The 26,465-nt window shown below is 36.3% G+C and carries 17 protein-coding genes; 12 read left to right on the forward strand and 5 right to left on the reverse strand.

The window, feature by feature from the left end; genetic code table 11:
- The first annotated feature begins 216 nt into the window (after positions 1-216).
- Complete coding sequence (locus tag ACOH2D_RS00635) at positions 217-2,766, forward strand: ATP-dependent Clp protease ATP-binding subunit (protein ID WP_348035453.1); 2,550 nt, start codon at positions 217-219, stop codon at positions 2,764-2,766.
- An 84-nt stretch (positions 2,767-2,850) separates the two neighbouring features.
- A complete protein-coding gene (locus ACOH2D_RS00640) occupies positions 2,851-3,222 on the forward strand; it encodes a hypothetical protein (RefSeq protein WP_449534085.1) in 372 nt (123 codons plus the stop codon).
- A gap of 104 nt (positions 3,223-3,326) precedes the next feature.
- Here the strand turns inward: ACOH2D_RS00640 and hutH are convergent, their stop codons facing one another.
- Complete coding sequence (gene hutH / locus ACOH2D_RS00645; protein ID WP_449534086.1) at positions 3,327-4,838, reverse strand: histidine ammonia-lyase; 1,512 nt, start codon at positions 4,836-4,838, stop codon at positions 3,327-3,329.
- Between the two features lie 124 nt (positions 4,839-4,962).
- On the opposite strand from hutH, the gene ACOH2D_RS00650 reads away from it, so the two are divergent.
- Positions 4,963-6,000, forward strand: a complete 1,038-nt coding sequence (locus tag ACOH2D_RS00650; RefSeq protein WP_449534087.1) for a redoxin family protein — start codon at positions 4,963-4,965, stop codon at positions 5,998-6,000.
- Positions 6,001-6,071: 71 nt separating this feature from the next.
- Here ACOH2D_RS00650 and ACOH2D_RS00655 read toward each other — a convergent pair whose 3' ends face one another.
- Positions 6,072-7,616, reverse strand: coding sequence for an NAD(P)H-hydrate dehydratase (locus tag ACOH2D_RS00655; protein WP_348035457.1), 1,545 nt, complete (start codon positions 7,614-7,616; stop codon positions 6,072-6,074).
- 280 nt (positions 7,617-7,896) lie between these two features.
- Here ACOH2D_RS00655 and thrA point away from each other — a divergent pair, with 280 nt between their 5' ends.
- The 9 genes from thrA to ACOH2D_RS00700 all read left to right on the forward strand — a co-directional run bounded on the left by thrA (position 7,897) and on the right by ACOH2D_RS00700 (position 19,048).
- A complete protein-coding gene (thrA, locus tag ACOH2D_RS00660; RefSeq protein WP_348035458.1) occupies positions 7,897-10,341 on the forward strand; it encodes a bifunctional aspartate kinase/homoserine dehydrogenase I in 2,445 nt (814 codons plus the stop codon).
- Positions 10,342-10,454: 113 nt separating this feature from the next.
- Positions 10,455-11,378, forward strand: a complete 924-nt coding sequence (locus ACOH2D_RS00665; RefSeq protein ID WP_348035488.1) for a homoserine kinase — start codon at positions 10,455-10,457, stop codon at positions 11,376-11,378.
- Positions 11,379-11,464: 86 nt separating this feature from the next.
- Positions 11,465-11,821, forward strand: a complete 357-nt coding sequence (locus ACOH2D_RS00670) for a four helix bundle protein (RefSeq protein WP_348035459.1) — start codon at positions 11,465-11,467, stop codon at positions 11,819-11,821.
- A 60-nt stretch (positions 11,822-11,881) separates the two neighbouring features.
- Positions 11,882-13,183, forward strand: a complete 1,302-nt coding sequence (gene thrC / locus ACOH2D_RS00675; RefSeq protein ID WP_348035461.1) for a threonine synthase — start codon at positions 11,882-11,884, stop codon at positions 13,181-13,183.
- 375 nt (positions 13,184-13,558) lie between these two features.
- The gene (gcvT, locus tag ACOH2D_RS00680) at positions 13,559-14,641 is read left to right on the forward strand and encodes a glycine cleavage system aminomethyltransferase GcvT (RefSeq protein WP_449534088.1); all 1,083 of its coding nucleotides are present in this window, start codon (positions 13,559-13,561) and stop codon (positions 14,639-14,641) included.
- Between the two features lie 209 nt (positions 14,642-14,850).
- Positions 14,851-15,699 carry a sugar nucleotide-binding protein gene (locus tag ACOH2D_RS00685; RefSeq protein ID WP_449534089.1) on the forward strand — a complete coding sequence of 283 codons (849 nt, stop codon included), beginning with the start codon at positions 14,851-14,853 and terminating at the stop codon, positions 15,697-15,699.
- 55 nt (positions 15,700-15,754) lie between these two features.
- Positions 15,755-16,045 carry a 4a-hydroxytetrahydrobiopterin dehydratase gene (locus ACOH2D_RS00690; RefSeq protein WP_348035466.1) on the forward strand — a complete coding sequence of 97 codons (291 nt, stop codon included), beginning with the start codon at positions 15,755-15,757 and terminating at the stop codon, positions 16,043-16,045.
- A 20-nt stretch (positions 16,046-16,065) separates the two neighbouring features.
- Complete coding sequence (locus ACOH2D_RS00695) at positions 16,066-18,117, forward strand: S41 family peptidase (RefSeq protein WP_449534090.1); 2,052 nt, start codon at positions 16,066-16,068, stop codon at positions 18,115-18,117.
- Between the two features lie 220 nt (positions 18,118-18,337).
- Positions 18,338-19,048 (forward strand): YebC/PmpR family DNA-binding transcriptional regulator, encoded by a 711-nt coding sequence (locus tag ACOH2D_RS00700; protein ID WP_348035469.1) that lies wholly within the window; start codon positions 18,338-18,340, stop codon positions 19,046-19,048.
- Positions 19,049-19,574: 526 nt separating this feature from the next.
- On the opposite strand, the gene ACOH2D_RS00705 is transcribed toward ACOH2D_RS00700, so the two are convergent.
- The 3 genes from ACOH2D_RS00705 to ACOH2D_RS00715 form a co-directional block, all read right to left on the reverse strand.
- Positions 19,575-20,774, reverse strand: a complete 1,200-nt coding sequence (locus tag ACOH2D_RS00705) for an MFS transporter (RefSeq protein ID WP_348035471.1) — start codon at positions 20,772-20,774, stop codon at positions 19,575-19,577.
- A 500-nt stretch (positions 20,775-21,274) separates the two neighbouring features.
- Complete coding sequence (locus tag ACOH2D_RS00710; RefSeq protein ID WP_449534091.1) at positions 21,275-25,036, reverse strand: glycosyltransferase family 2 protein; 3,762 nt, start codon at positions 25,034-25,036, stop codon at positions 21,275-21,277.
- Positions 25,033-26,301, reverse strand: a complete 1,269-nt coding sequence (locus ACOH2D_RS00715; protein WP_348035475.1) for a glycoside hydrolase family 2 TIM barrel-domain containing protein — start codon at positions 26,299-26,301, stop codon at positions 25,033-25,035. Before ACOH2D_RS00715 ends, ACOH2D_RS00710 begins: the two co-directional genes overlap by 4 nt.
- Between the last annotated feature and the right edge of the window lie 164 nt (positions 26,302-26,465).

Consider the following 26,465-nt stretch of genomic DNA (forward strand, 5'->3'; position numbering starts at 1 on the left):
AAGATAAGCCTTTTATGAGTTTTAACGCCACTTTATCGCGTGTTTTTGGCATAGTTTATTAACAATAGCCCGCATTTTTATTTAATAAGTATCTCGTTAAATGTTTTGAGATTGTGAAGTTTTTTTCGTCACTTAGCCAATATGAAAACATTTAAGGTATAGTTTTTGCCCTAATACAGTAGTTTTCATTATTTTTAATGCAGAAAGGATTTTAATATGGATGATAATTTTTCCCCAAGAGTAAAAGATGTAATAGCCTACAGCAAGGAAGAAGCTTTACGGTTGGGACATGATTTTATAGGTACTGAACATTTAATGCTAGGGTTGCTAAGAGATGGCAATGGCAAAGCTATTGACATTTTAAGCGCTTTGGAAATTGATTTAAACCACTTGCGACGTAAAGTGGAGATCTTGAGTCCGGCAAACCCAAGCCTTATTTCGACATCAAACGAAAAGAAAAACCTACATTTAACAAGACAAGCGGAGCGTGCGCTTAAAACCACTTTTTTAGAAGCTAAGTTATTTCAAAGCACCTCAATCAATACGGCACATTTATTATTGTGCATCTTAAGAAATGAAAATGATCCAACAACAAAGCTTTTAAACAAGCTTAAAGTGGATTATGATAACGTAAAAGAACAATTCAAGTCTATGATAACTAACAATGATGACTACACAGAATCTCCAAAGGCGGAGTCATTTTCTGATGACGATTTAAATGAGGAGAATGAAACGAAACAAAACCCATTCAGCCAATCTACGGCAAAAGGTGTCAAAAAGTCAAAAACACCAGTTCTAGATAATTTTGGTCGTGACTTAACGGTTATGGCTGAAGAAGGTAAACTGGACCCCGTAGTTGGTCGCGAAAAAGAAATAGAACGTGTTTCTCAAATTTTGAGCAGACGTAAAAAGAACAACCCCTTACTTATTGGTGAACCAGGTGTTGGTAAATCGGCCATTGCGGAAGGTTTAGCACTCCGAATCATCCAACGTAAAGTGTCACGCATACTTTTCAACAAACGCGTTGTGACTTTGGATTTGGCAAGTTTAGTTGCCGGAACCAAATATCGTGGACAGTTTGAAGAGCGCATGAAAGCAGTGATGAATGAGTTGGAAAAAAATGATGATATCATTCTTTTTATTGATGAAATCCATACGATTGTAGGTGCCGGTGGTGCCACAGGAAGTTTGGATGCCTCCAATATGTTTAAACCCGCTTTGGCTAGAGGGGAAATACAATGTATTGGCGCCACTACTTTGGATGAATACAGACAGTACATTGAAAAAGATGGTGCGTTAGAGCGTCGTTTTCAAAAAGTGATTGTTGAACCAACAACTGTTGAAGAAACCATTCAGATTTTAGAAAACATCAAAGATAAATATGAAGAACATCATAATGTGCAATACACTCCAGAAGCCATTATAGCTTGTGTAAAGTTGACGAACCGCTATATGACCGAACGTTTCTTGCCAGACAAAGCTATTGATGCTTTGGACGAAGCAGGCTCCAGAGTCCATATCACGAATATCGATGTGCCAAAACAAATTTTAGAGCTCGAAAAGCAATTGGAAGCGGTTAAGGAAACCAAAAACTCCGTGGTCAAAAAGCAAAAATATGAAGAGGCTGCAAAACTGCGTGATGATGAAAAACGTTTAGAGAAAGAATTGGCGGTGGCCCAAGAAAACTGGGAGGAAGAAACCAAACTGCATAAAGAAATCGTTACTGAAGACAATGTTGCGGATGTGGTTTCCATGATGACCGGAATTCCGGTAAACAGAATCGCGCAAACCGAAAGCAATAAATTGGCCAATTTGCCAGAACTGATCAAAGGTAAAGTCATTGGACAAGACGAAGCGGTTGCGAAGGTCGTAAAAGCCATTCAGCGTAATCGTGCCGGACTAAAAGACCCTGACAAACCAATTGGCTCATTTATATTCTTAGGTCAAACAGGAGTTGGTAAAACGCAGTTAGCCAAAGTGTTGGCAAAACAACTTTTCGATAGTGAAGATGCACTTATTAGAATTGACATGAGTGAATACATGGAAAAATTCGCCATCTCAAGACTTGTAGGAGCACCTCCAGGATACGTAGGTTATGAAGAAGGTGGACAGTTGACTGAAAAAATCAGACGCAAACCTTACTCCGTACTTTTATTGGACGAGATTGAAAAAGCGCATCCTGATGTGTTTAACATGTTGCTACAAGTACTCGATGATGGATTCTTGACGGATAGTCTTGGACGTAAGATCGATTTTAGAAACACCATAATCATCATGACATCTAATATTGGCGCTCGTAAATTGAAAGATTTTGGACAAGGTGTCGGCTTTGGAACCGCAGCAAAAGCTGCCCAGGCTAGCGATAATTCCAAAAGCATTATTGAAAATGCCCTTAAGAAAGCATTCGCTCCTGAATTCCTAAACCGAATCGATGACGTGATGGTCTTCAACACGCTTGAAAAAGAACATATCGATAAGATTATTGATATCGAGTTGGAGAAATTAATTCTTCGCATTAAAGACTTGGGTTATGAACTGACATTGACTTCTAAAGCAAAGGATTATATTGCTGAAAAAGGATTTGATAAAGAGTATGGCGCAAGACCTTTAAAACGTGCGATTCAAAAATACGTTGAGGACACTTTGGCCGAAGAGATCATCACAGCACACCTCAATGAAGGCGACAAAATAACCATGGATTTGGACTCAGAATCCAATGAATTGGTGGTTAAGATTGAAAAACCAGTAAAACAGACGGAATCATAACTTATTATTCCTGAAAATAAAAGAAGCATCTGTGAAATATCAGATGCTTTTTTGTTTTAATTTCGCTGCCGATTAAATTTAAATATGACAGATTTATTAAAATTTGACTTTTGTGAGATGCATATTTACGACTGCTACCTCATTGTTATTATCAATGAAGGACTAGTTGTTGAACCAAAACACAATAGCGTACTCAAAAATGTAGCGGATGCGTATTTCAAAAACAGGTCTTTTGTGTATATAACCCATCGCATAAATTCCTATTCAGTAGATCCTGCAACCTATATCGAAACCTCAAAAATCTGCAACCTCAAAGGATTCGCTGTTGTGTCAAAAGATTTCAAGGCCAAATCCAATGTTGAAGTAGAAAAATTGTTTTTAAATAACAAACCGATCGAAACTTTTGATGACCTGAATGCTGCGGTATCTTGGGCCAAATCCATCTTAGAGCTATAAGTTCAATTTATCCTACCCTACTATTCCCTTAAAATTTAGACTTTTAAGACCATCAAGTTTTCTAGATTTTCATGTCTTCTAGAAATGAAATTTCTATTGAAATTTTAATCGAAAAGCAAGTCATTATCAATATTAAAACCATCAATAAACTGAATGGATTTTACGATAAGATCATGAAATATTTCATCTTGCGTTACAAATTTGATTTCACTGGTATAACTCTTTAAGAAGGCTTCAATTATGGATGATGAGTTTGTAGGTTTTCTAAAAGCTATGGCTTGAGAAGCGTTCAGCAATTCAATAGCCAAAACCCGCTCTACATTATAAACTAAGGTATAAGCTTGTGTTGCGGCGTTTGCACCCATACTCACATGATCCTCTTGACCGTTTGAAGAAACAATAGAATCGACACTTGCTGGTGTGGCCAACTGTTTATTCGCACTTACAATACTGGCAGCGGTATATTGCGGAATCATAAAACCAGAGTTCAATCCGGGATTATCCACTAAAAATGTTGGAAGTCCGCGCAATCCCGAAATGAGTTGATAGATTCGTCGTTCAGAGATGTTTCCTAATTCGGCCATGGCAATTTTCAAATAATCCAATGCCAATGCTAAAGGTTGGCCATGAAAATTTCCGCCAGAGATAATTTCGTTCTCCCCAATAAAGATATTCGGATTGTCGGTAACGGAGTTAATTTCTGTTTTTATGGTTTTATGAACAAATTCAAGGGTGTCCTTGGTAGCGCCATGTACTTGCGGCATACATCTAAAGGAATACGGATCTTGAACATGTTGTTTCTTTTGTGAAATAAGCGCGCTGTCTTCCAGAAATTCCCGGATGCGTTTGGCCGTTTTCAATTGACCATTATGAGGCCTGACCAAATGCACCAATTCATTAAAAGGCTCAATTCGTCCATCAAAAGCATCTAAAGAAATACTGCCAATAAAGTCAGCCAAATAAGAAAGTTTATAGGATTTCAACAATAAATGAACAGCATAAGCACTCATAAACTGGGTGCCGTTTAAAAGTGCCAAGCCTTCTTTTGACAATAAGGTAATTGGTTGCCAATTAAATTCGTCCATAACTTCTTGTGAAGTTCTTATGCGTCCTTCATAAAACACTTCGCCTTTACCAATTAAAGGCAAGGCCAAATGTGCCAAAGGCGCTAAATCTCCGGATGCTCCCAAAGATCCTTGTGTATAGATGATGGGTAAAATATCGTGATTATAAAAGTCAACCAAACGCAAAACGGTTTCCAGTTGTACGCCACTATGACCATAACTTAAAGATTGAATTTTCAGCAATAACATTAATTTCACAATAGCATTTGGCACTTGATCTCCAATACCGCACGCATGGGACATGACCAAATTCTCTTGCAACTGCGTCAAATTATCTTTAGATATTTTAACGTTATACAAAGATCCAAAACCTGTATTGATACCATAAATGGGCTCATCCTGCCCGAGCATTCTTTCATCTAAATATTTACGGCAATTATTGATTTTGGTAATAGATTCTTCAGAAAGTTCTAACTTTCTATCATAAAAAAGGATATCGCTTATAGTAGATAATTCTAATGTTTTTGTAGAGATGGAATGTGTTAATGTCATGGATTTTATTTCTGAGCCCAAAAATCAGCATAACCTTTACATTATGCAACAAATGTTAATAATTAATAAAAAAACCTGCAAATATGTATTCAAACTGTTACTTTTGAGACTTAAAATTATAACGATGAAAAAAATATTTATTGTCTTATGTGCACTTTCTATTGTGGCATGTAAGCAAGAACCTAAAGATTATGTTACTTTTTCTGGTAAAATCACCAACCAGAATAGTGATTCCCTCCTAGTCGGAACACGAACTTACACCAAAACCATTAAAGTTAATGCCGATGGTACTTTTAAGGATACGCTTAAAATAAATGAACCTGGAGTTTTTGCAATCTATGATGGGAAAGCGTCCACTCCTATCTTCTTAAAAAACGGATATGAACTGACGATGGATGTTGATGCCAGCGATTTTGATAAAACCATCAAATTTACAGGAACAGGATCTGAACATAATAACTTTTTAGCGGAGCATAAATTGTTGCAGGAAGAATTATTGGATCAGGATAAGTTAAGCAGCTTGAATAGAGAAGATTTGAAAATAGAAATCGCATCTATCAAGAATAAGCTGAACGATTTTTATAATAGTAACAAAGCCATTGATTCCACTCTTTTGGTTCAGGCCAATAGAAACTTGGATCCTATGATGGGAATGTATGAAAATTACTTTTTAGAAACTATTGCGATTAGAGAGCAATTTCCAGCAGGTTCCCCTTCTCCAACGTTTAAAAACTACGAAAATTTTGAAGGTGGCACGACCTCTTTAGATGATTTAAAAGGGAAATACGTTTATGTAGATGTTTGGGCGACTTGGTGCGGACCTTGTATTGCTGAAATACCTTCCATAAAAAAGTTAGAAGCACAATACAAAGATAAAAACATTCAATTTGTGAGCATTTCGGTTGATGACGCTATGAGAAGTGGTGGTGGCGATCTTGAAGTTGCTAAGAATAAGTGGAAAACAATGGTCAAAGAAGATAATTTGGTTGGTATCCATTTGTTTTCTGATAAAAACTGGGAATCAGATTTTGTTAAAGGCTATAACATTCAAGGTATTCCAAGATTTATTTTAATCGATCCAAATGGCAATGTGGTAGATGCGAATGCACCAAGACCTTCAAGTAAAAAATTGGTAGAGTTATTTGATAGTTTAAGTATCTAAACTTTCATTAACACTTCTTGAAAACCGCACTTTAATCAACTATTAAAGTGCGGTTTTTTTATTTTGAGATTTTACTTACCCGGATCTGTTTGAGCCTCTGCCGAAGATTTTGCAAACAAGTCAAGATAAGCTTGTCCCAAATAATCAATTACATGACTAGCAGTCATACTTTGATAACCATAATCTTCCACGGCGATATCTGCCGATTTACCATGTAAATAAACCCCAAATAAGGCTGCGCTCAAAGGTTCGTAACCTTGACAAATAAGCCCGGTTATTATGCCCGTCAACACGTCGCCTGTACCTCCCGTTGCTAATCCAGGATTGCCGGTAGAATTAATATACATTTTATTACCAAAAACAGTAATGGTGTTGGCACCTTTAATAACCAGAATACAGTCATATTTCTTTGAGAAGGCTTTCGCTTTTTTCAACTTATCAAAATCGTTTTTCCATTTGCCAATAAGACGTTCCAATTCTTTAGGATGTGGTGTGAGCACCGTTTGAGGTTTCAATAATTTCAAATCATCTTTATGTCTTGATAACAGATTAATTCCATCAGCATCTATCACCAAATGTGCGGTATTGGAAGTTAAAAACTGCTGAAATGCCAGATGCGTTTTTTCATCCGCTCCCATTCCCATACCAATTCCAATCGCAGTTGGCTTAAAGTCAAATGTAATAGCCGTTAGCTTCTCTTCATCAGCGTCCGTAATGACCATGGCTTCAGGGAAAGCAGATTGCAAAGGGATATATCCACATTTAGGAATAAAAGTAGTCACCAAACCAGCTCCAGCTGCCAATGCCGCCTTTCCTGAAAGGATCATCGCTCCTATTTTACCATAACTTCCGCCAATTAACAATCCGTGGCCATAAGTGCCCTTATTCGAAAAATTTTCTCTGGGTTTATAGATGGGCAACATCTCATTTTTACCGATGAGCTCGACCTCCGTTTCTGTGTTTTGCAAAAAATCGGAATCAATACCAATATCAATCACTTCCCATTGCACCGTATATTTTGAAGTCTCTGGAAGAAAGAACACCAATTTTGGAGACTGAAAACTCAGGGTATAATCTGCCCAAACCACGCCATTCTCATCTTCAGGAACTTCATCAGGATATAGTCCGGATGGCAAATCAACCGCTAATGTAAATGCTTTGGAAGCCCTAAAATGCTGAAACAATCCTTTGACCCACTCATTCGCTGGCCGATTGATTCCGATTCCAAAAACAGCATCTACAATAATATCCTCAGCTCCGATTGCAGGAAAATCAGCCTGGCAATTAAGCATTGTTGGCCACTTTTTGGTGGTTTGTTTAATCCGGTCGTAGTTTATCAAAAAATCCTGAGTGCGTTTTTCACTGCAATTCACTATATAGGTATGCACATTATACCCATAATCGAGAAGTTGTCGTGCTATCACCAAACCGTCGCCACCATTATTGCCAATACCGCAAAACACGTGAATGGGTACTTGTGCGCCTTGCATCCGTTGATGAATCCAATTAAAGATTTGTATCCCAGCGCGCTCCATTAATTCGGTAGAACTGATATTTTGTTTTTGAGTCGTTAATTGATCGCCTTTATAGATTTGTTCTTTTGAGAATATCTTCATTTTAATCGTCCTTTTTTAAGATATATTTAATAATTTATGTTTTCCTTTTAATAATGCGCGATAAGTTTTTTTATTTAAGTAAAAATAATACTTTTGAAAGGTATAGACTAAGATATGCATACTTTACAACACACAAAAAATGTTTTCATGACCTTTATTTCTTCTAAAGGCACGACCGCTTATAACACTATTACCCCTTGGGGTTAATTGTTATATTTTATCTCGTCGAACATTTTTCCATTCATTTTATTTTTTCATTTAATCCAGAATACAACACATCATGAACGTATTAAAATTTGGAGGAACCTCTGTTGGTTCCGCAGAAAACATTAAAAAAGTTATTCATATTCTCGATAATTATTCACAAAAAGAAACCGCTATCTGCGTTGTCTCAGCAGTTGGCGGCATTACTGATAAATTATTGAAAGCAGGTGAATTAGCACAACAAAAAAATGAAAGCTATCTCTCAGAATTTAAGCAAATTAAAGCCATTCATCTAAATCTTTTATCTGAACTCATTTCCGAGCCAAACGAAACTGTAAAAGAGTATATTGAAAACAAACTCGCGAGCTTAAAAAGTTTGTTGGACGGCATTTATCTTATCAATGAACTCTCTCCCAAAACTTCAGATAAATTAGTGAGTTTTGGAGAATTGCTCTCTTCTTATATCCTTGCGGAGACCATGAAAAGCTATCATTTGAACGCGGTTAGAAAAAACAGTCAGGACCTTATCGTGACCAATAATAATTTTACGAAGGCTGAAGTTAATTTCAAAATTACCAATGCCAATATTGTTGATTATTTTAAGAATGCGGATCAAAAAATAACCATACTTCCTGGGTTTATTTCAAAATCTGAATCTGGCGAAATTACCACTTTAGGACGTGGTGGCTCCGACTTTACGGCCGCTATTATTGCAGCAGCCTTAAAAGTGAACCGCTTGGAAATTTGGACGGACGTCAGCGGGATGTACACGGCCAATCCAAAACTTGTCAAACAGGCCTACCCTATTGAAAGGCTATCTTATCAAGAGGCCATGGAACTTTCGCATTTTGGAGCAAAAGTGCTGTATCCGCCATCCGTTCAACCGGTTTTAAGCTTGAATATTCCGATCCATATTAAAAACACATCCGACCCAGATGCTTATGGCACGCTCGTGACAAATGACAAGACCAATGGCTTTTCAAAGGCTGCAAAAGCGATCAGCAACATTAGTAATATTGCTTTATTGACTTTGCAAGGCACAGGTATGGTGGGGATTCCTGGGTTTTCAAAACGTCTTTTTGAAACTTTGGCGCAGGAGAAAATTAACGTCATTTTCATTACACAAGCCTCTTCAGAACATTCCATTTGTTTTGGGATTGATGAAAAAGATGCAACCGTTGCAGCAGCAAGCATTAATTTGACCTTTGAAAATGAAATTTCCTTAAATAAAATCGATCCGATTATTGTTGAAAAAGACTTATCGATCATAGCCTTAGTGGGTGACAATATGAAAAACCACCAAGGAATCAGTGGGCTAATGTTTAGCACATTGGGACAAAACAATATCAATATTAGAGCCATTGCCCAAGGTGCTTCAGAAAAAAATATATCCGCAGTGATTGCTGAAAAAGATGTGAAAAAAGCATTGAATACTATTCATGAACGTTTTTTTGAAGATCAGACCAAGCAGTTGAATGTGTTCATCACTGGTGTTGGAAATGTGGGCGAGCGACTTGTCGAGCAAATCCATCAACAGAAAAAACATCTAAAAGAACAATTGAAAATCAACTTGAGAGTGATTGGTTTGTCAAATTCCAGAAACATGATTTTTGATGAATCTGGACTGTCTTTAAAATCCTGGAAAGAGGATTTGGCCTTAAGCGAAAAAGCTACTTTGGAAGGCTTTTTAGAACGGATCAAAAGTCTCAATTTACGTAACAGTATATTTGTGGATGTGACCGCAAATGAGGATGTTTCAAAAATTTATGCGGAGTATCTTAAAGAAAGTATTGCAGTCGTAGCCTGTAATAAAATTGCCTGTTCCAGCACCTTTGAAAACTATAGCAATCTCAAAAAATTGTCGGTAAAGTACAATGCACCATTTTTGTTTGAAACCAATGTTGGCGCAGGCTTACCAATAATCGACACTTTAAATCATTTAATTAATTCTGGAGATAGAATAACTTCTATTCAAGCGGTACTTTCTGGAAGCTTGAACTTTGTATTTAATAATTTTGATGATACTTCCAAATTTCACGATGTCGTCAAACAAGCGCAGAAAGAAGGTTATACCGAACCAGATCCACGAATCGATTTGAGCGGTGTGGATGTCGCCCGAAAAATTTTGATTTTGGCACGAGAAAGTGGCACTCCAATGAATTTGGAGGATATTGAAAACACCTCGTTTTTAACAGATAATAATTTAAAAAGTGATTCGGTGGATGATTTTTACAACACTTTAATTGCAGATGAAACACACTTTCAAAAACTTTACGCCTCAGCTAAAAAGAACGACTGTCAACTGAAATATGTCGCAGAATTTGACGGTAAAAAGGCTAAAGTGAGCTTGAGGGAAATTCCGAAAGATCATCCCTTCTACAATTTGAAAGGAAAAGATAACATCGTCATGTTTTATACACAGCGCTACCCTGAACAACCGATGATCATTAAAGGTGCAGGCGCAGGCGCTGATGTCACAGCTTCTGGGTTGTTCGCGGATATTATTAGGATCGGAAACTAGTCGGCAGTTTTCAGTCTTCAGTTGGCAGTCCACAGTTGGCAGTCCACAGTTGGCGGTCGACACATTCGGGAAAATCAACAATCAGCAATCAACAATTTTAAATAAAGCTTGTGATTAAAAATGAAATCAAAATATTCTCACCGGCAACGGTGGCCAATGTATCCTGCGGATTTGATGTGCTCGGCTTTTGCTTGGATACGATTGGCGATGAGATGATCATCAGAAAAACAGCAAAAAAAGGCATTGTCATTACTAAAATCGAAGGGTTTGATTTGCCGCTTGATCCAGAAAAAAATGTCGCTGGCGTTTCCGCTTTAGCAATGATTGCGCATGCCCAACCTGATTTTGGCTTTGAGATTGAGATCTACAAAAAAATTAAACCAGGAAGCGGGATTGGCAGCAGTAGCGCCAGTGCTGCCGGAAGTGTGTTTGCCATCAACGAACTTTTAGGACGCCCATATAATAAAACCCAAGTTACCGATTTCGCTATGAAAGGCGAAGCTTTGGCCAGCGGCAGTGAGCATGCTGATAATTTGGCGCCAGGAATTTTTGGAGGCTTTACCTTAGTAAGAAGCACTATGCCTTTGGAAATTTTACAATTACCAACCCCAAAGGATATTTACGCGACCATTATTCATCCACAAATAGAAATCAAGACTTCAGACGCCCGAGGAATTTTACCTAAGGAATTCCCTTTAAAAGATGCCATCACACAATGGGCCAATTTAGGGAGTTTTGTTCATGCGCTTCATACCAATGATTACGACCTTTTAAAAAGAGCATTACAAGATGTTATCATAGAACCGCACAGAAGTAGACTGATTCCACATTTTGCAGAGGTAAAAGCTGCGGCACTTGCTAATGGTGCTTTAGGTACAAGCATTTCCGGTGCCGGACCATCTGTTTTTGCACTTTCTAGAGGTCTAGAGAATGCGAAAAGCGTAGAAAATGCGATGCGAGCGGTTTATGCGAAAACGGACATTGCATTTGAGACGCATGTGTCGCGGATCAATACGGAAGGAATTAGAGTTTTATAATTATGGACCGATGACGGGTGACCGATGACGGGTGACCGATGACGGGTGACCGATGACCGAGGAGGTATAGGAAACAATCATGAATTATGCATAAATTTAAATTTGAAAAACTGATTATTTGGCAAAAAGCCATGGATTTGGGTGAGGAAATTGATGTTTTGACAGAAGCCTTTCCTGATAAAGAGAGGTTTAATTTATCTTCACAAATAAGACGTGCTGCTGATTCTATAGCATTGAATATTTCAGAAGGTTCAATTGGACAAAGCAATCCTGAACAAAAGAAATTTATAGGTTACGCCATCCGCTCCTTAGCTGAAGTCGTGACTTGTCTTTATAAAGCAAATAAAAGAAATTATTTAAATATAACTCAGTTCGACAATTTATATCAAAAATCTTATGAATTGATGAATATGATGATCGCATTTAGAAATAAAATTAAATAAAAATAAATGACCTATCGACACTGACTCCGGTCATCCGTCTCCGGTCTCACGTCAATTAACATGAACTACTACTCACTCAACAAAAAAGCCCCAAACGCGTCATTTAAAGAAGCAGTTATTAGAGGCATTGCACCAGATAAAGGACTTTACTTTCCTGAACATATTACACCGCTCCCCGCTTCTTTTTTTGAAAAAATAGATGAGCTACCTTATGAAGAAATTGCTTTTGAAGCGATAAAGCAATTTGTAAGTCCTGATATTCCTGAGGCTGTTTTAAAAGAAATTATTGCAGAAACCTTGTCGTTTGATTTTCCAGTTGTGGAGATTAATAAAAACATCTCTACTTTAGAATTGTTTCACGGACCAACGATGGCCTTTAAAGATGTTGGCGCTCGATTTATGGCACGTTGTTTAGGCTACTTCAATCAGAACAACACCAAAGAAGTGACCGTTTTGGTGGCGACTTCGGGAGATACTGGCGGCGCTGTGGCCCATGGTTTTTTGGGAGTTAAAGGTGTTGAAGTCGTCATTTTATATCCCAGCGGAAAAGTAAGCGATATCCAAGAAAAACAATTGACGACGCTTAAACAGAACATTACCGCTTTAGAGGTGGATGGCGTATTTGATGATTGCCAAGATATGGTCAAACGTGCATTTTTAGATGAAGAATTGACTAGTATTATGCAATTGACATCGGCAAACTCAATCAATGTTGCGCGTTGGTTGCCACAAATGTTCTATTTCTTTTTTGCCTATAAACAACTTCATAAAACACATAAAAACATTGTGTTTTCGGTTCCAAGTGGGAACTTCGGGAATATCTGCGCCGGAATGATGGCACAACAACTAGGTTTGCCCATTCATCATTTTATCGCTTCAAATAATGAAAACAATGTGGTAACGGAATATCTCACTACTCAACTTTACCAACCAAAGCCATCCGTACAAACCATCAGCAATGCAATGGACGTCGGTAATCCGAGTAATTTTATCAGGATTCAAGAGATTTATAAAAACAACTTTAATGCGCTAAAATCTAATTTGTCCTCTTATAGTTTTTCTGATGATGACACCCGAGAAGCCTTAAAAGAATTATACGAGGATTTCGGATATGTTGCAGATCCACATGGCGCTGTTGGTTATTTGGGCTGTAAGGCGTATTTGAAAAACAACCCCAATGCACATTGTGTGTTTTTAGAAACCGCACATCCTACAAAATTCCTGGATATTGTAACCGAGGTGATTAAAGAAAACATTGCACTTCCACCACAAATTGAAGCCGTCATGGACAAGAAGAAAAAATCAATTCCAATAACACACTATGACGAATTGAAAGAGGTTCTTCTCAATTCAATCTTTTAACAGAAAGAGGCCATACGCCTCTTTTTTCATGACAATTCTTAGGTTTTGTGACACTTTAATTTCCATTAATCATCCGTTCCAATTAAGATTGAGAGCGCTAATGATCAAAGCCATCGATTAACAAATTATAATCGGAAGCTTCATTTTTAAACCAAATAATTTTCGATACTTTTGCCGTGCAATTATGGAGGGGATATGAGTAGAAATTATTAAGTTTTTCGGCCATACTATTGAAACTATAGTTTCTAATATGAGCTTGAAAAAAGGAATATTTTACGCGTTCATCATACTATCCTTCATTATTGTCTTAGTTTATTTTTTAACCAAGAATTTTTAAACAAATTTTTCGCTTTTGCGGAAATAAAAAAATAATATATGAAAGACATAACCTTAAAATCAACACACGAGGCTCTTGGAGCCAAATTGGTGCCTTATGCAGGATTTAATATGCCAGTTCAATATGAAGGCGTCAGCGCTGAACACGAAACTGTTAGAAATGGCGTCGGTGTTTTTGATGTGTCCCATATGGGCGAATTTTTAATTGAAGGACCACATGCTTTGGAGTTGATCCAAAAAGTTTGTAGTAACGATGCTTCAAAATTAACTATTGGAAAAGCTCAATACAGCTATTTGCCGAATGAAACTGGTGGTGTTGTAGATGATTTGATCATTTATAAAATGGAGGAAGAATCCTATCTATTGGTTGTAAATGCAAGTAATATTGAAAAGGATTGGAATTGGATTACGTCTAAAAATGATGTTGGGGCAATCGTGAAAGACCTTTCACCTGAGTATTCCTTATTGGCGATTCAAGGGCCAAAAGCAGTTGAAGCCATGCAAAGTTTAACAAGTCATAATCTTTCAGAACTTAAGTTTTACAACTTTGTAGTGGGAGATTTTGCAGGCATTGATAATGTAATCATTTCTGCAACAGGTTATACAGGAAGTGGCGGATTTGAAATCTACTGTAAGAATTCAGAAGTAAAACAAATTTGGGATAAAGTTTTTGAAGCTGGAGCAAAATACGGCATCAAACCAATTGGATTGGCTGCACGTGATACCTTGCGTTTGGAAATGGGCTATTGTCTGTATGGCAATGATATTGATGAAACCATCTCTCCTATCGCTGCCGGATTAGGTTGGGTTACAAAATTTACCAAGGATTTTACCAATAGCGAAGCACTTAAAGCAGAAAAGGAAAACGGACCAAAAACAAAATTAATTGGTTTTGAACTGGATGAAAAAGGCATTCCACGTCAAGGTTATGATATTGTTGACGACCAAGGTAATGTTGTTGGCGTGGTTACGTCGGGCACCATGTCGCCTTCATTGCATAAAGGCATCGGCTTAGGTTATGTTCCAACTCACATGTCTGAAGTTGGTAATAAAATTTATATTCAAATCAGAAAAAACGCAGTTCCAGCGACGATCGTAAAAACGCCGTTTTATAAAGCATAACGCAGAATTTATTCTATTTTGAAGTAAACTTAATGGGCAAAAGTGTTGACAAAATGATCGTGTCACACTTTTGCCTACTCAATTATAGCAATACCGATAAATGATCTGTGTCTTGATAAATCAGATCATTCCGTGTTGAGATTCAAATTTTTATAGAGGATATCAGATATAGACAAATTAGCCGTTATTAAATAATTCGTTATTAATTTATGATGACCCCAGACAACAAACATCGCATTCTTATCCTTGGCGCCAGTGGCTTTATTGGGAATGCCTTGTATAAAGAATTGGGGCCTTACTTTAATACTTTCGGCACTTATCACATTGCAAACAAGATGTATGAGAACAATCAGCACTTTTTTCAATACCGTGTAGAGGAAGATGATGTTTTTGAAATTCTCGAAATCGTTAAACCTTCGATCATTATTTCCTGTTTACGTGGCGAATTTCATGCACAGGTGATTGCCCATCAGCATATGGCTGAATATGTGGCCGCACATAATTGTAAAATCATCTTCTTCTCCTCTGCCAATGTATTTGACGCCTATAGCAAATATCCGAGTTATGAAGATGATAAAACCTTAAGTGAAAGTATTTACGGACACTTCAAGATCAAGATTGAAAATATGTTCCTGCGCTTACCAAAAACAAAAGTGGTCATTGTCAGACTGCCCATGGTATTTGGCACCCAATCACCGCGACTTAAAGAAATCAAACAGCATATTCAAGAAAAACTGCCTATTGAATTATTTCCGAATCTGATTATGAATGTCACTACCGATTTTAAGATGACACAGCAAATCCACTATATCATTAACAGAAACAAAAATGGCATATTTCATTTGGGAAGTTCCGACTTAGTGCATCATGACGACTTTATAAAGGAAATGGTGGCTTTGTTGACTTCCAATCAAGTACATTTCAAACAGGTATACACCACCAATGACGATCGTTATTTAGCCGTGATGCCAAAAACAAATAAACTCCCAAAACATCTACAGATTAGTAGTGTGGAGCTTCTTGAAGAATTGGATAATTACATGAATTATAAGCCTTAGTCTTAGAATTTGTCAATTATAATTTATAATTTTAAGAAACTTAAATATCGAAATTATGTCTCTATTATCTGAAGAAACCATTGAAAAGAAATTATTACACCTTCCTGATTGGGAATATTATGATAATGCCCTTCACGCGGAATTTGAATTCGACAATTTTAAAGATTGTTTTAGCGCCATGAGTCGTATTGCCTTTGAATGTGAAGCGCAAAACCACCATCCAGATTGGACCAATGTGTACAATATGCTAACCATCAAGTTGTCTACTCACAGCGCCAAAGGGGTTACGGCGAAAGATTTTAAACTTGCTGAAGCTATTGAAGCGATTGTCGAAGTTCAAGAATAGTAAAAACGCGCTTATAAATTATGCTTAAAAGGCGACTTATAATTGCTCTTAGTTTGGTCGTTTCATGGACTTATGGGCAAAAGGACCCTGTTTTTTGTGATCAATTAAATGCCTTGCACCAACGCATTCAGCAACATCATTTTCGCCCAAAACCACTTAACGACAGTCTCTCAAAGGGTGTTTTTAATTTGTTTTTGGAGCGATTGGATGAAGGTAAACGTTTTTTTCATGAAGCTGACATCCAGTTATTTAAAACCGATGAATATCAACTGGATGATGCCATAAGTTCGGGCAATTGTGATTTTATAGAGAAGTATAGCGCGATACTTCAACAACGTATTGAAGCTTCCAAAACCTACATTAACACATTAAACGATGTGGTTTTTGATTATTCCGGTAAGGATACACTTTATTTTAAATCAAAGCCTGATTTTGATTACTATAAAGATGATGCAGCGTTCAAAAAATATTGGAACAAACGCCTGAGTTATTTTATTTTGGATTATTTGGTTGAACAGGACAGTTCGCTTTCTAATTTAGAAAAAAACTTCAAAGTTCTAGAAGCGGAGATCAAACCAAAAATCATTCAAAATCAAATTTGTTTGCTAGATGAATTTCTTCATAAAAATGGTGATATCACTAATTTTGTAAAAGAAGCCTTTTTAAATGCTTTTGCCAATTATCAAGATCCCAATTCGTTTTTTTATAATGATTCAGATAAATCACAGTTTGAAGACTCTGTGTCCAATCATCAGTTAACTTTCGGAATTGATACCGCAAAAGACAAGAATGGCGATATTGTCATCGCTTATATTGCACCTGGAAGTGCAGCCTCTTTAAACGGTAATTTTGACGAGAATGATGTGATCAAATCCTTAACGTCTCCCACACAAATATTAGAAACCTTATGCGTGTCCAATGAAGATATTGCCGCTTTTACTTCTAATGAAAAAAATGAAACCATCATCTTTAAAATCAAGAAGCAAAATGGAGCCGTTCACGATATCCCACTCACAAAAACCGAACTGAAAGTTGTAGAGAATTCCTGTAGAGTATTTCTACTCCATAAAAAATCAGATTACGCCTATCTAAAGATTCCTAGTTTTTATACAGATTTTGATTCGCCCAGCGGCATTGGCTTAACCTATGACGTTGCCACTCAATTACAATTAATTGATAATAAAAACATTAAAGGTTTAGTGTTGGACTTAAGGTTCAATGGTGGAGGTTCCATGAAAGAAGCCTCGAACCTTTCCGGATTATTCATAAACAAAGGACCTTTGGCGATTTTGAAATTTGGAAATGGCGATACTTTTACAATAGAAGACGGCATTAAAGGCTCATTTTTCAACAAGCCCATCGTCATCCTTATCGATAATTACAGTGCCTCTGCCGCGGAGTTTTTTGCAGCCGCCATGCAAGATTATAATCGCGCCATTATTGTGGGCTCTCCAAGTCATGGAAAGGCATCAGCACAAATTATTGTACCCTTAAGCGATACTGACGAATTGGGGTTTTGTAAACTAACCGTTGAGAAATTCTATCGGGTTACCGGAAAAAGCCACCAATCGATTGGTGTTGTCCCCGATATTATCTTACCGTCGTTATATGACGATTTTAAAACCAGTGAAGCTTATAGTCCATTTGCACTGTCCAATGACACCATCGTTCCATTCATGAAACATCGCGCCTATAAACAAATTCCTATGCCTGCAATCCAGTCTAAAAGCAAGTTCCGTGTCGAGAGCAATAGCAATTTTACGGCAATCAAAGACATGAACACTAAGCTCTTATCTAATTATATGGATAGAGATTTAAATTATCCTTTAACTCTCGGCAACATTTATGATGATGTACAGACTTATAATGATTTATGGATTACACTTTACAAAACACTCGATTTTAAGACTCAAAGAATACTGGTGAAAAACACCGCAGAAACCACCAATAAATTATGGGATGTTGATCAAATGAAGCTTAACGAAAGTCAGATTGAAGATATTTCGACTGATATTTACATTCATGAAGCACTGGCAATTTTGAGCGATATTAAGAACATTAAATATAATTGACCTATTGTTTTTTCATTGGATACATCGCACTAATGACATGAATTTTTTTAAATTTGCTCAGAATTTGGGAGAAAGATGCACAATGACCGAAGACCGAAGACCGAAGACCGATGACCGATGACCGATGACCGATGACCGATGACTGAATACTGGAGACTGGAGACTGGAGACTGATAACTGAAATACTGAATATTAAACTTAAAAATTAGAACTTACAAGAATGGGAAGAGCTTTTGAATTTCGTAAAGCACGTAAAATGAAACGTTGGTCAGCAATGAGTAAAGCCTTTACACGTATCGGCAAAGACATTGTAATGGCCGTGAAAGACGGTGGTCCTGATCCTGATACCAACGCACGCTTACGGGCCGTTATCCAAAATGCCAAGGCCGTAAACATGCCAAAAGACAATGTGGAACGTGCGATTAAGAGAGCATCAGATAAAAGTTTGGGCGATTTTAAAGAAGTGCTCTTTGAAGGCTATGCACCGCACGGGATTGCCATTTTAGTAGAAACAGCTACAGACAACAATACCAGAACGGTCGCCAACGTGCGCAGTTATTTCAATAAATGTCATGGGAACTTGGGAACTTCAGGTTCTGTCGTATTTATGTTTGACCATACCTGTAATTTCAGAATTGCCGCCGAAGGTTTAGATCCGGAAGAATTAGAATTGGAGTTTATCGATTTCGGAGCAGATGAAGTTTTTAAGGATGATGATGGGATCTTGATCTATGCCCCTTTTGAAAGTTTTGGTGCCATTCAATCGGAATTGGAGAAACGAGGTCTTGAAATTTTGTCCTCTGGCTTTGAACGTATTCCACAAGTAACTAAAAAGTTGACAGCTGAAGAAGTTGAAGATGTTGAAAAGCTTTTAGAAAGATTGGAAGAAGATGATGACGTCCAGAACGTGTATCATACGATGGAGGAGTAAAGACGTAAAGCACTGTTAATCACAAGTATAAACTTATTATCAGAAGCGAATGATTGTTGGTATTTGTTTGTTTTTCGAACTAATACTGAACTAATTAATTTCAGCTATTATCTATCGCCTTACCTAAAGATAAATGGGACACAATTGTTTAGGCTCAAAATTGAGCCCTACATTGATTCTGGTGTTTCGGTTGAAAAAACACAATGGGATGATAAAAGGAAAAAGGTCAAGAGGCATTCGCTCGAAGAAAAACTAAAAGCAAGTTTAGATTCGTTGATTGTTCCATTCAAAAGATAAATTACAACAATAAGGTGTCTCGACAAAACACAAAGACAACAAAAAATATGATTCAAGCCCATTTTTTAAACCTTACATATAAATTCTAATACAAAGTATCAATTTTTATGAATGTAGGTGGTAATCCTACATTTTTATTTTATAATGGGTGCGATGGAATTCACTACCATCCACTGAAACTGAAATTTTATGGTACGCTATATCTTTAAGGCCTTTATTCATCAAATCATTATTGGGTTTTCTCTTGGCTTTCAGGTTTATTAACAAAAATCAAAATAAACACAAATACCAAGACACTCATCATAGCCGTTAACATAAAGGCCACCGCTGCCCCGTAGTAGGTCCATAATAATCCTGCCAAGGCGCTAGCAATCATCAAGGCGATGCTTTGCAGTGCTACAAAAAGCCCAATTCCCGTACCTACTTCTTCTTTTTTACAGAGGCTCGCCACCCACGCTTTCGAAATTCCCTCGGTAGCTGCCATATATATTCCATAAATCCCGAACAGTACATAAAACAAGGAGTTGGTGCTCGCCTCAGCCATTCCAAAATAAATACCAGAAAAAAGAATTAAACCAAAAAGAAAGATCTTTTTGAGGCCCAAATGGTCCGCCAATAAGCCTAAAGGAAATGCCAAGAGCGCATACACCAGGTTGTAAAAAATGTATACCATAATCACGTGGTTCTCGTTCCCCGTTGCCTCGTTCACTCTGAGCAATAATAACATATCAGAACTATTAAAAAGAGCAAATGCGACTAATCCGATCATCAACTTTTTGTAAGCGGGCGTTGACACTTTCCAATATTTAAAATATGAAAAAAAACCTGGTGCTCCTTTTTGCTCTTGTGGTAGTACAGGCTTTTCCTTAATAAAATAGGTAAACGCCACCGAAATAATGGCAGGTACAAACGCTATATAAAAAAGCCATGCGAGTTTCCCTGGATAAAAATGCAGGAACAACAAGGCTAACGCAGGGCCAAAGACCGCTCCTAAAGTATCCCACCCTCGATGAAAACTGAATACCTGCCCTTTAGTCTTGAATGTAGATTCGTCTGAAAGAATTGCATCTCTTGGAGCCGTGCGCGAACCTTTTCCAAGTCGATCAATAGTTCTTGCAAAAAACACCCATACCGGAAATATAAAAACAGCCATCATCGGTTTGGCTATGGCGCTTAAAAAATACCCCATCCGCACAAACGGCATTCGCCTGCCAATCCTGTCGCTCCAATTGCCAAAATAACCTTTGCTCAATCCGGAAGTCGCTTCAGCAACACCTTCCAGCAAGCCTATCAGAAATATCGAAAAACCGATACTCTGCAGATAAACGGGAATAATGGGGTAAAGCATTTCGCTTGCGATATCAGCAAACATACTTACCAAAGAAAGTATCCAGACGACGCGTGAGATATTTGTAAATATTTTTTTCATGGCCGTTACCTATTTTTTAAAATTCGTCATCACAATTTGATAAGCCTGTTTTTTTAGCTTTCGGATTACCTTTTCCAAAGTGTGGTTTATTTATTGAAACAGAAAATTCAGGATTATCAAGAGAAGCATTTTTCATTGACCTCCTTAGCCTTAATCATTTTTAGATTTCAACGATAAGGAATTATGTGTTTTTAAGGTGGTTATCGGCGAACCCATCGTTCAGGTGTCTATACTATAAAGTTAACACTATTTGTTTTCTGCTCATATCTATCTTATCGGTAATATATAGTTATGTCAAAAAAATAATTCTTATTGTGAAAAATACGCATGCACACATATCTTTAAGTCTGCCGGTTGCTGAGCAAGATCAAATTATTGGCGAGTTTGCAATTACTCAGCAGTCTCTTATATTTCTATTTATTCATTTTAAAATTTGTAATTGAATAGATAAACCGAATATAATTTAACGATACCAAACATTCAACCGTCAAAGAATAAAATCATTTTACAATTAATGGTGTATGGAGACTGGTGATATCTGTTGAAACATAATCACCATTGATAATTGTTAAGTACAATCTATAATGATTATGGTTTTTCGGTATTTTTAATGATATTTTCGCATCCACTCCTATGTCCTTTATTGCAAGATAGTTTCCATATGCGTCACATTTCACCAATGACCACTCATACCTTAAACCCTTAATTTTAGAGGCAAATTGCCACCCCTCATCCTTTTGATATACCATAGCATGAAAAGTGTAAGTTTTATCATCATAAATTAACTTCGCGGGTTTGAAGATTTTAATTTTAGGCAATTCAATCTTACTACTATTCTGATTTAATTGAGCTGAAAGTGTTGCATATGATGGTTTATACCTACCTTTTCTATCGACTATTCCATCAAAATCAAGTTTATTACTCTCATGTTTGTCTTGCCAAGACATAATAAAGAAGGGGGTTTTATTTCTTACAATATTATGATCTTCTAAGAAATCACTTTCTATTCCGCTTAAAATATACTGCTTTTTTATTTCTTTTAAATATGCAACCACATCATCTAAATACTCAGGATCCTTAACCAACAGCCCTATAGCATCAATATTTTTTATGTTTGATAGTATCCGATTGATATGAAATATAGAATGTTGGTTAACTTCAACATCAACTATCAAAGGACGTTTAGCATCTATTTTTTTTATTTCAGCAACTAAATTTTTTAGCCATAATATGTATGATCTATTTTGATAAAGAATTGAAGGTTTATGGTAAAAGTTGTTTTGATTGTATTGAATATCATTTTCAATATGCCAAGAAATAATGTTGTTGGAATCTTTGAGAGCACTAATTGATTTAATGATGTCCGATTTTAAGGCTTCAGTTTTTAAAGAATCCACCATAAAATCGAGGTTTTCAGGGATCCAGAAACTATAAGAAATATTTAAACCACAAATTTTACTGATTTCTAAAACATTGTAATTATAAATAGAATTGTCTTGATATTTTATGGTATTTATTCCTAGACTTTTAAGGTTTTTAAAATCAGAAATTAATTTCTTCCTATTTAAAACATGGTAATCATTTTCCCAATTATGCCCTTGTTTAAGATTGATTCCTCTTATGTAAGGCATCTTTACCTCATTTGTATTAATCTCCGGGATTGTGGTCTTACCTTGGGGTAGTGGCTTTGGAATATAATCCGGTACATCCTTCTTAGCAAACATGTTAATTGTAGTTTGTTTTGAAGTTATGGACCAATCTAAATAATCATTGTATTTTTCGCCAGATGGCCAATTATTATCATATTTACTATTAAAATATATAATTGATTTTATTTCCTTAAAATCAGTTTCAATGGAGGTGACTGCATTATCTATCCAGTTTGAGGAAATTTCATTGGAATCATTTTTTAATGAACCAAATTCAGAAATGATTACAGGTGTCGAAGGAAGTTTTTTAAATTTATTATGAAATGGCATGTACAAAGAATCAAATTCTTGCCACTTACCATCCGCATTTAATTTTCCATAATTTAAAATATTAACTCCGATCCAATCTACATAGGCTTTACCAGGATAATAGGAATTTATATTTTTTGATTTCCACGGGTTCCATATCCATATAACATTGTCTGCCCCCTCTTTCTTAAAAATTTCATAGGTATGGATCCATGCCGATTTAAACTTTTCTGGCGCAGTATTTCCGTACATATACCAAGGATAAAAAGGATTGTCAAATTCGTGGGCAAATCTTAAGAAAATAGGTTTATTTATTTCTCTAAGCTTATTTGCAAAACGTACAAAATAATTGTCGAAATAACCATTTTCTATAAGGTCGTAAACGTGCTGACCATTTATTTCGCTACCAAATGTGTTTAACCAAGGTTCCCAAGTGATTACTGGCATGGATTTTTGATCATAGATAGTTGCGATTAAGTCATCGGGAAAACTATTTTCAAAATATTTATCCCATGCTACGTACAGCGAAATTAGATTGAATTCATTATCAACCATTGTGGATAGTTTATCAACATCAACCATATCTGTTAGACCACTATCTTCTTTAGGAGCGAAAACACCTACATAATTGATAGTATTTATCACATTTTTTTCTGGGGTAACTCCTCCCCACTTTACATAGTCTCCATAATATTGAAGGCCAGCACAACTGATCACAAAAAACAAAGTTAAAATGAGTGCGGATTTGTTGAAAAAGTTAAAAACTCCATTTCTCATTGCATTAGTATAAACGATATGATGATGAGCCGTGGCTGATTCAACAGATTTATTTTCACTATAGGCATAAACCAAAGTATAAAACATGAAAAAGGCATTGAGCAACGCAAAGCCAGACATGACTATTGAAAATGGTGTAAAATCCAGATACAGGCCATAAAAAACAGCAATTATTGATATGATGCCAATAATTAAGTTGGGTATTACTATTTTGAAACTAGTTACCTCTTTATCATCTTTGGGCGTTGGTAGGTAAGGCACTTTTTTTCTGATGATAGTATATATAAAACCTAACAGAAAGATCCACCAGGTACACATTAATAATAATCCACCCTGTAAATGTATGCCACGTTCACTTTTATACATCACCCATTTTTGCACATACACTCTAATGCATATTATAGAAATTAATACGGGCATATAAATAAGTCCAAACCTTATAACATTTCCTTTCCAGGGCAGGGAAGCATTAAATAACGATAAAATGGGAATTAAAAAACCTATCAGAAAGAATAGACCTGATAGGTAATGAAGAGGCAATATACCATAATGTAATTTTTGTCTCCAACTAAATTTTTTAAAAAGTTTGGGATACACTGAAACCAATAATTCTAAGGTACCTCTTGACCATTTTAATTGCTGCTTATAGTACGCCGTTAAAGATGCAGGAACCAATCCTTTTGTAAAAACTTCAGGCACATATATAGATTTCCATCCTTTAGCATGCAATTGCATGGCTGTATGCATATCCTCAGATAATCCCGCCGCATGTCCGCCAATTGAGTCTAAAGCCTTGCGTCTGAAAATACAATTGGCACCAATGGCATTAACTGTTCCATATGAATTCATGGACATCATCATAGGTCCATAAAAATGAAAGGTTTGTTGCGCTGCGCCTTCCGCAACGTAAGATTCATCGACATTATAATAAGCCTGAACTGTTTGTACGAACCCTATGGCATCTTCATCAAAATACGGAATAATTTCTTCCAAAAAATTGGATTTCGGAATGTGATCAGGATCTAAAATAAGGCATAAATCTCCAGTGGCTTGTAATAAAGCATTGTTAATATTGCCCGCTTTTGCGTTGATCCTATTAGTTCTTGTGACATGGATAATATCATTTTCCTTACAAAAATTCTTTAAAAAAGCATCATTAGCTTCATCGCATAAAAAAGTTGTGTGAGGGTAACCCATTTTTTTTATGGCTAAAAGCGTCTGGGTAGTCATTTCATAAGGTTCGCCAGGGAAATACGTAGTAAGAACATCTACCGTAAATTGTTTCTTAGATATGGGTTTTTTAGGAATGCTAATATTCCAGTAATGATACCATATATATACAATTCGTAAGGTATCAAATAGAATTACAGCGGTCAGTAAAACGAATAAAAATGGGGTTTCAATCAATTCGGGCTGAATAAACCAATAAAAGAAGTTAAGCAAACTCAACAGTGCAATCACAATAATTGAACGGAGAATAAGGAGTTCCTTTTTACTTGGGCTTTTTATAATGTTATGGTCGGTCATTTCTTTAAAACATAAAAGGGGATGTTTGCTGTAGCGAAATTTCCTTTTCCATCGTATACATAGGCAAAAATCCTAAAAGGACCTTCTTTGTCGGGTATATTAAATGTTAAGGAATTTGCCTTCTTTTCAATAATACGTATGGATAGTTTTTTTGGTTGCCTCTCGTTTTCCGTTTGATTATAGTTCCACCCTTCATTAAAAACCTCCCACTTAAATTGATAGGTTGTGTCCAATGGACTTTCCATTATAATCTTAGCGGTTTTAATTTCATTGGCACTATAAATCAATGTATCATTTGCGCCTTGGTTATCTATAAGCATATATTTAATTTGTGGTGGCCAATCATTTTCGTTTTTTGGAGCACCCCAAAGCGATTTTAAACTATAGAAGACCTGTGATTTTCTTCCATCTTCATCAAAAACACTAAACCAGGTATGCGTGTGTTCTTGTTTTTGTCCCCAGAAAAACGCTAAATCCCCTAATGATGCTTCGTCTTTAAGAATATTTGCATTATACAGTTCAACATATTGCTCTGCTTTTTTTGTACTTGTTTGCTCTATAGGAACCAACCATGGCGTCATGGTTTCTTCCCATGGTCCATTGCTGCCATATTCACTTATATAATAAGGCAGCACATTAGTTACAATTGCAATTTTTTTCATTAGTGGCTTTATCATTTTAAGATTTCCAAAGGCATTAAAACCGATCACATCTAATTGTGGAGAATGTAAATGAATGCTTAGGGTTTGCGTTCTTGATGGAATCAAACATGTGCCTACGGGATGATTTGGATCTTCCTTATGTATCATATCAATGAGCTCATTGAACGTGTTTATAAAAGCATTCTTTCTAAACACCAATGGATAATCAAGTTCATTCCCTAAGTTCCAAAACAAAAGCGCTGGATGTTTTTTATACTTGTTCACCACTGTCTTGATACTATCCTTTAGTTCATTAGTCTTTTTTTCATCAGAATAAAAATTGTACTCCTTATTATATTTAGGTAGAGGAATATCAATTATTACTGCTAAATTATTTTGATGAGCCTCATCAAGTAGGGCTTCACTAATTGAGTCGTAAACACGAATAGTATTGGCGCCAATTTCAGATAAAGAATTTAGATAATGATGACCAGAAGCACCTCTAATCTTAAAAGGAGCACCATTTCTATAAAGTTTAAAACTGTTTTGATCCTTTGTTATATAAACTGTTTTTGTATCATCAGCAATTTTTGTATCGGAGTGGGTGTAGAAATATATTGCCATGGTTAAAAGCATGACACTTAATATAAGTAAGGAAACCCATTTTAATATTCGTTTCAACACATTTGAAATTTTGAAATGAATGTAATCAATAAAGTTATATCAATGAATTACTTCTGATTAAAAACCTAATAGAGATGATAAAGGGTGTTTTTAGAGATAAATAA

This window comes from Gelidibacter sp. (assembly GCF_053579655.1).

Coding starts and splice junctions, on each gene's coding strand:
- ACOH2D_RS00635 (WP_348035453.1), top strand. CDS start 217: ATGGATGATAATTTTTCCCCAAGAGTAAAAGATGTAATAGCCTACAGC.
- ACOH2D_RS00640 (WP_449534085.1), top strand. CDS start 2,851: ATGACAGATTTATTAAAATTTGACTTTTGTGAGATGCATATTTACGAC.
- hutH (WP_449534086.1), bottom strand. CDS start 4,838: ATGACATTAACACATTCCATCTCTACAAAAACATTAGAATTATCTACT.
- ACOH2D_RS00650 (WP_449534087.1), top strand. CDS start 4,963: ATGAAAAAAATATTTATTGTCTTATGTGCACTTTCTATTGTGGCATGT.
- ACOH2D_RS00655 (WP_348035457.1), bottom strand. CDS start 7,616: ATGAAGATATTCTCAAAAGAACAAATCTATAAAGGCGATCAATTAACG.
- thrA (WP_348035458.1), top strand. CDS start 7,897: ATGAACGTATTAAAATTTGGAGGAACCTCTGTTGGTTCCGCAGAAAAC.
- ACOH2D_RS00670 (WP_348035459.1), top strand. CDS start 11,465: ATGCATAAATTTAAATTTGAAAAACTGATTATTTGGCAAAAAGCCATG.
- thrC (WP_348035461.1), top strand. CDS start 11,882: ATGAACTACTACTCACTCAACAAAAAAGCCCCAAACGCGTCATTTAAA.
- gcvT (WP_449534088.1), top strand. CDS start 13,559: ATGAAAGACATAACCTTAAAATCAACACACGAGGCTCTTGGAGCCAAA.
- ACOH2D_RS00685 (WP_449534089.1), top strand. CDS start 14,851: ATGATGACCCCAGACAACAAACATCGCATTCTTATCCTTGGCGCCAGT.
- ACOH2D_RS00690 (WP_348035466.1), top strand. CDS start 15,755: ATGTCTCTATTATCTGAAGAAACCATTGAAAAGAAATTATTACACCTT.
- ACOH2D_RS00695 (WP_449534090.1), top strand. CDS start 16,066: ATGCTTAAAAGGCGACTTATAATTGCTCTTAGTTTGGTCGTTTCATGG.
- ACOH2D_RS00700 (WP_348035469.1), top strand. CDS start 18,338: ATGGGAAGAGCTTTTGAATTTCGTAAAGCACGTAAAATGAAACGTTGG.
- ACOH2D_RS00705 (WP_348035471.1), bottom strand. CDS start 20,774: ATGAAAAAAATATTTACAAATATCTCACGCGTCGTCTGGATACTTTCT.
- ACOH2D_RS00710 (WP_449534091.1), bottom strand. CDS start 25,036: ATGACCGACCATAACATTATAAAAAGCCCAAGTAAAAAGGAACTCCTT.
- ACOH2D_RS00715 (WP_348035475.1), bottom strand. CDS start 26,301: ATGGCAATATATTTCTACACCCACTCCGATACAAAAATTGCTGATGAT.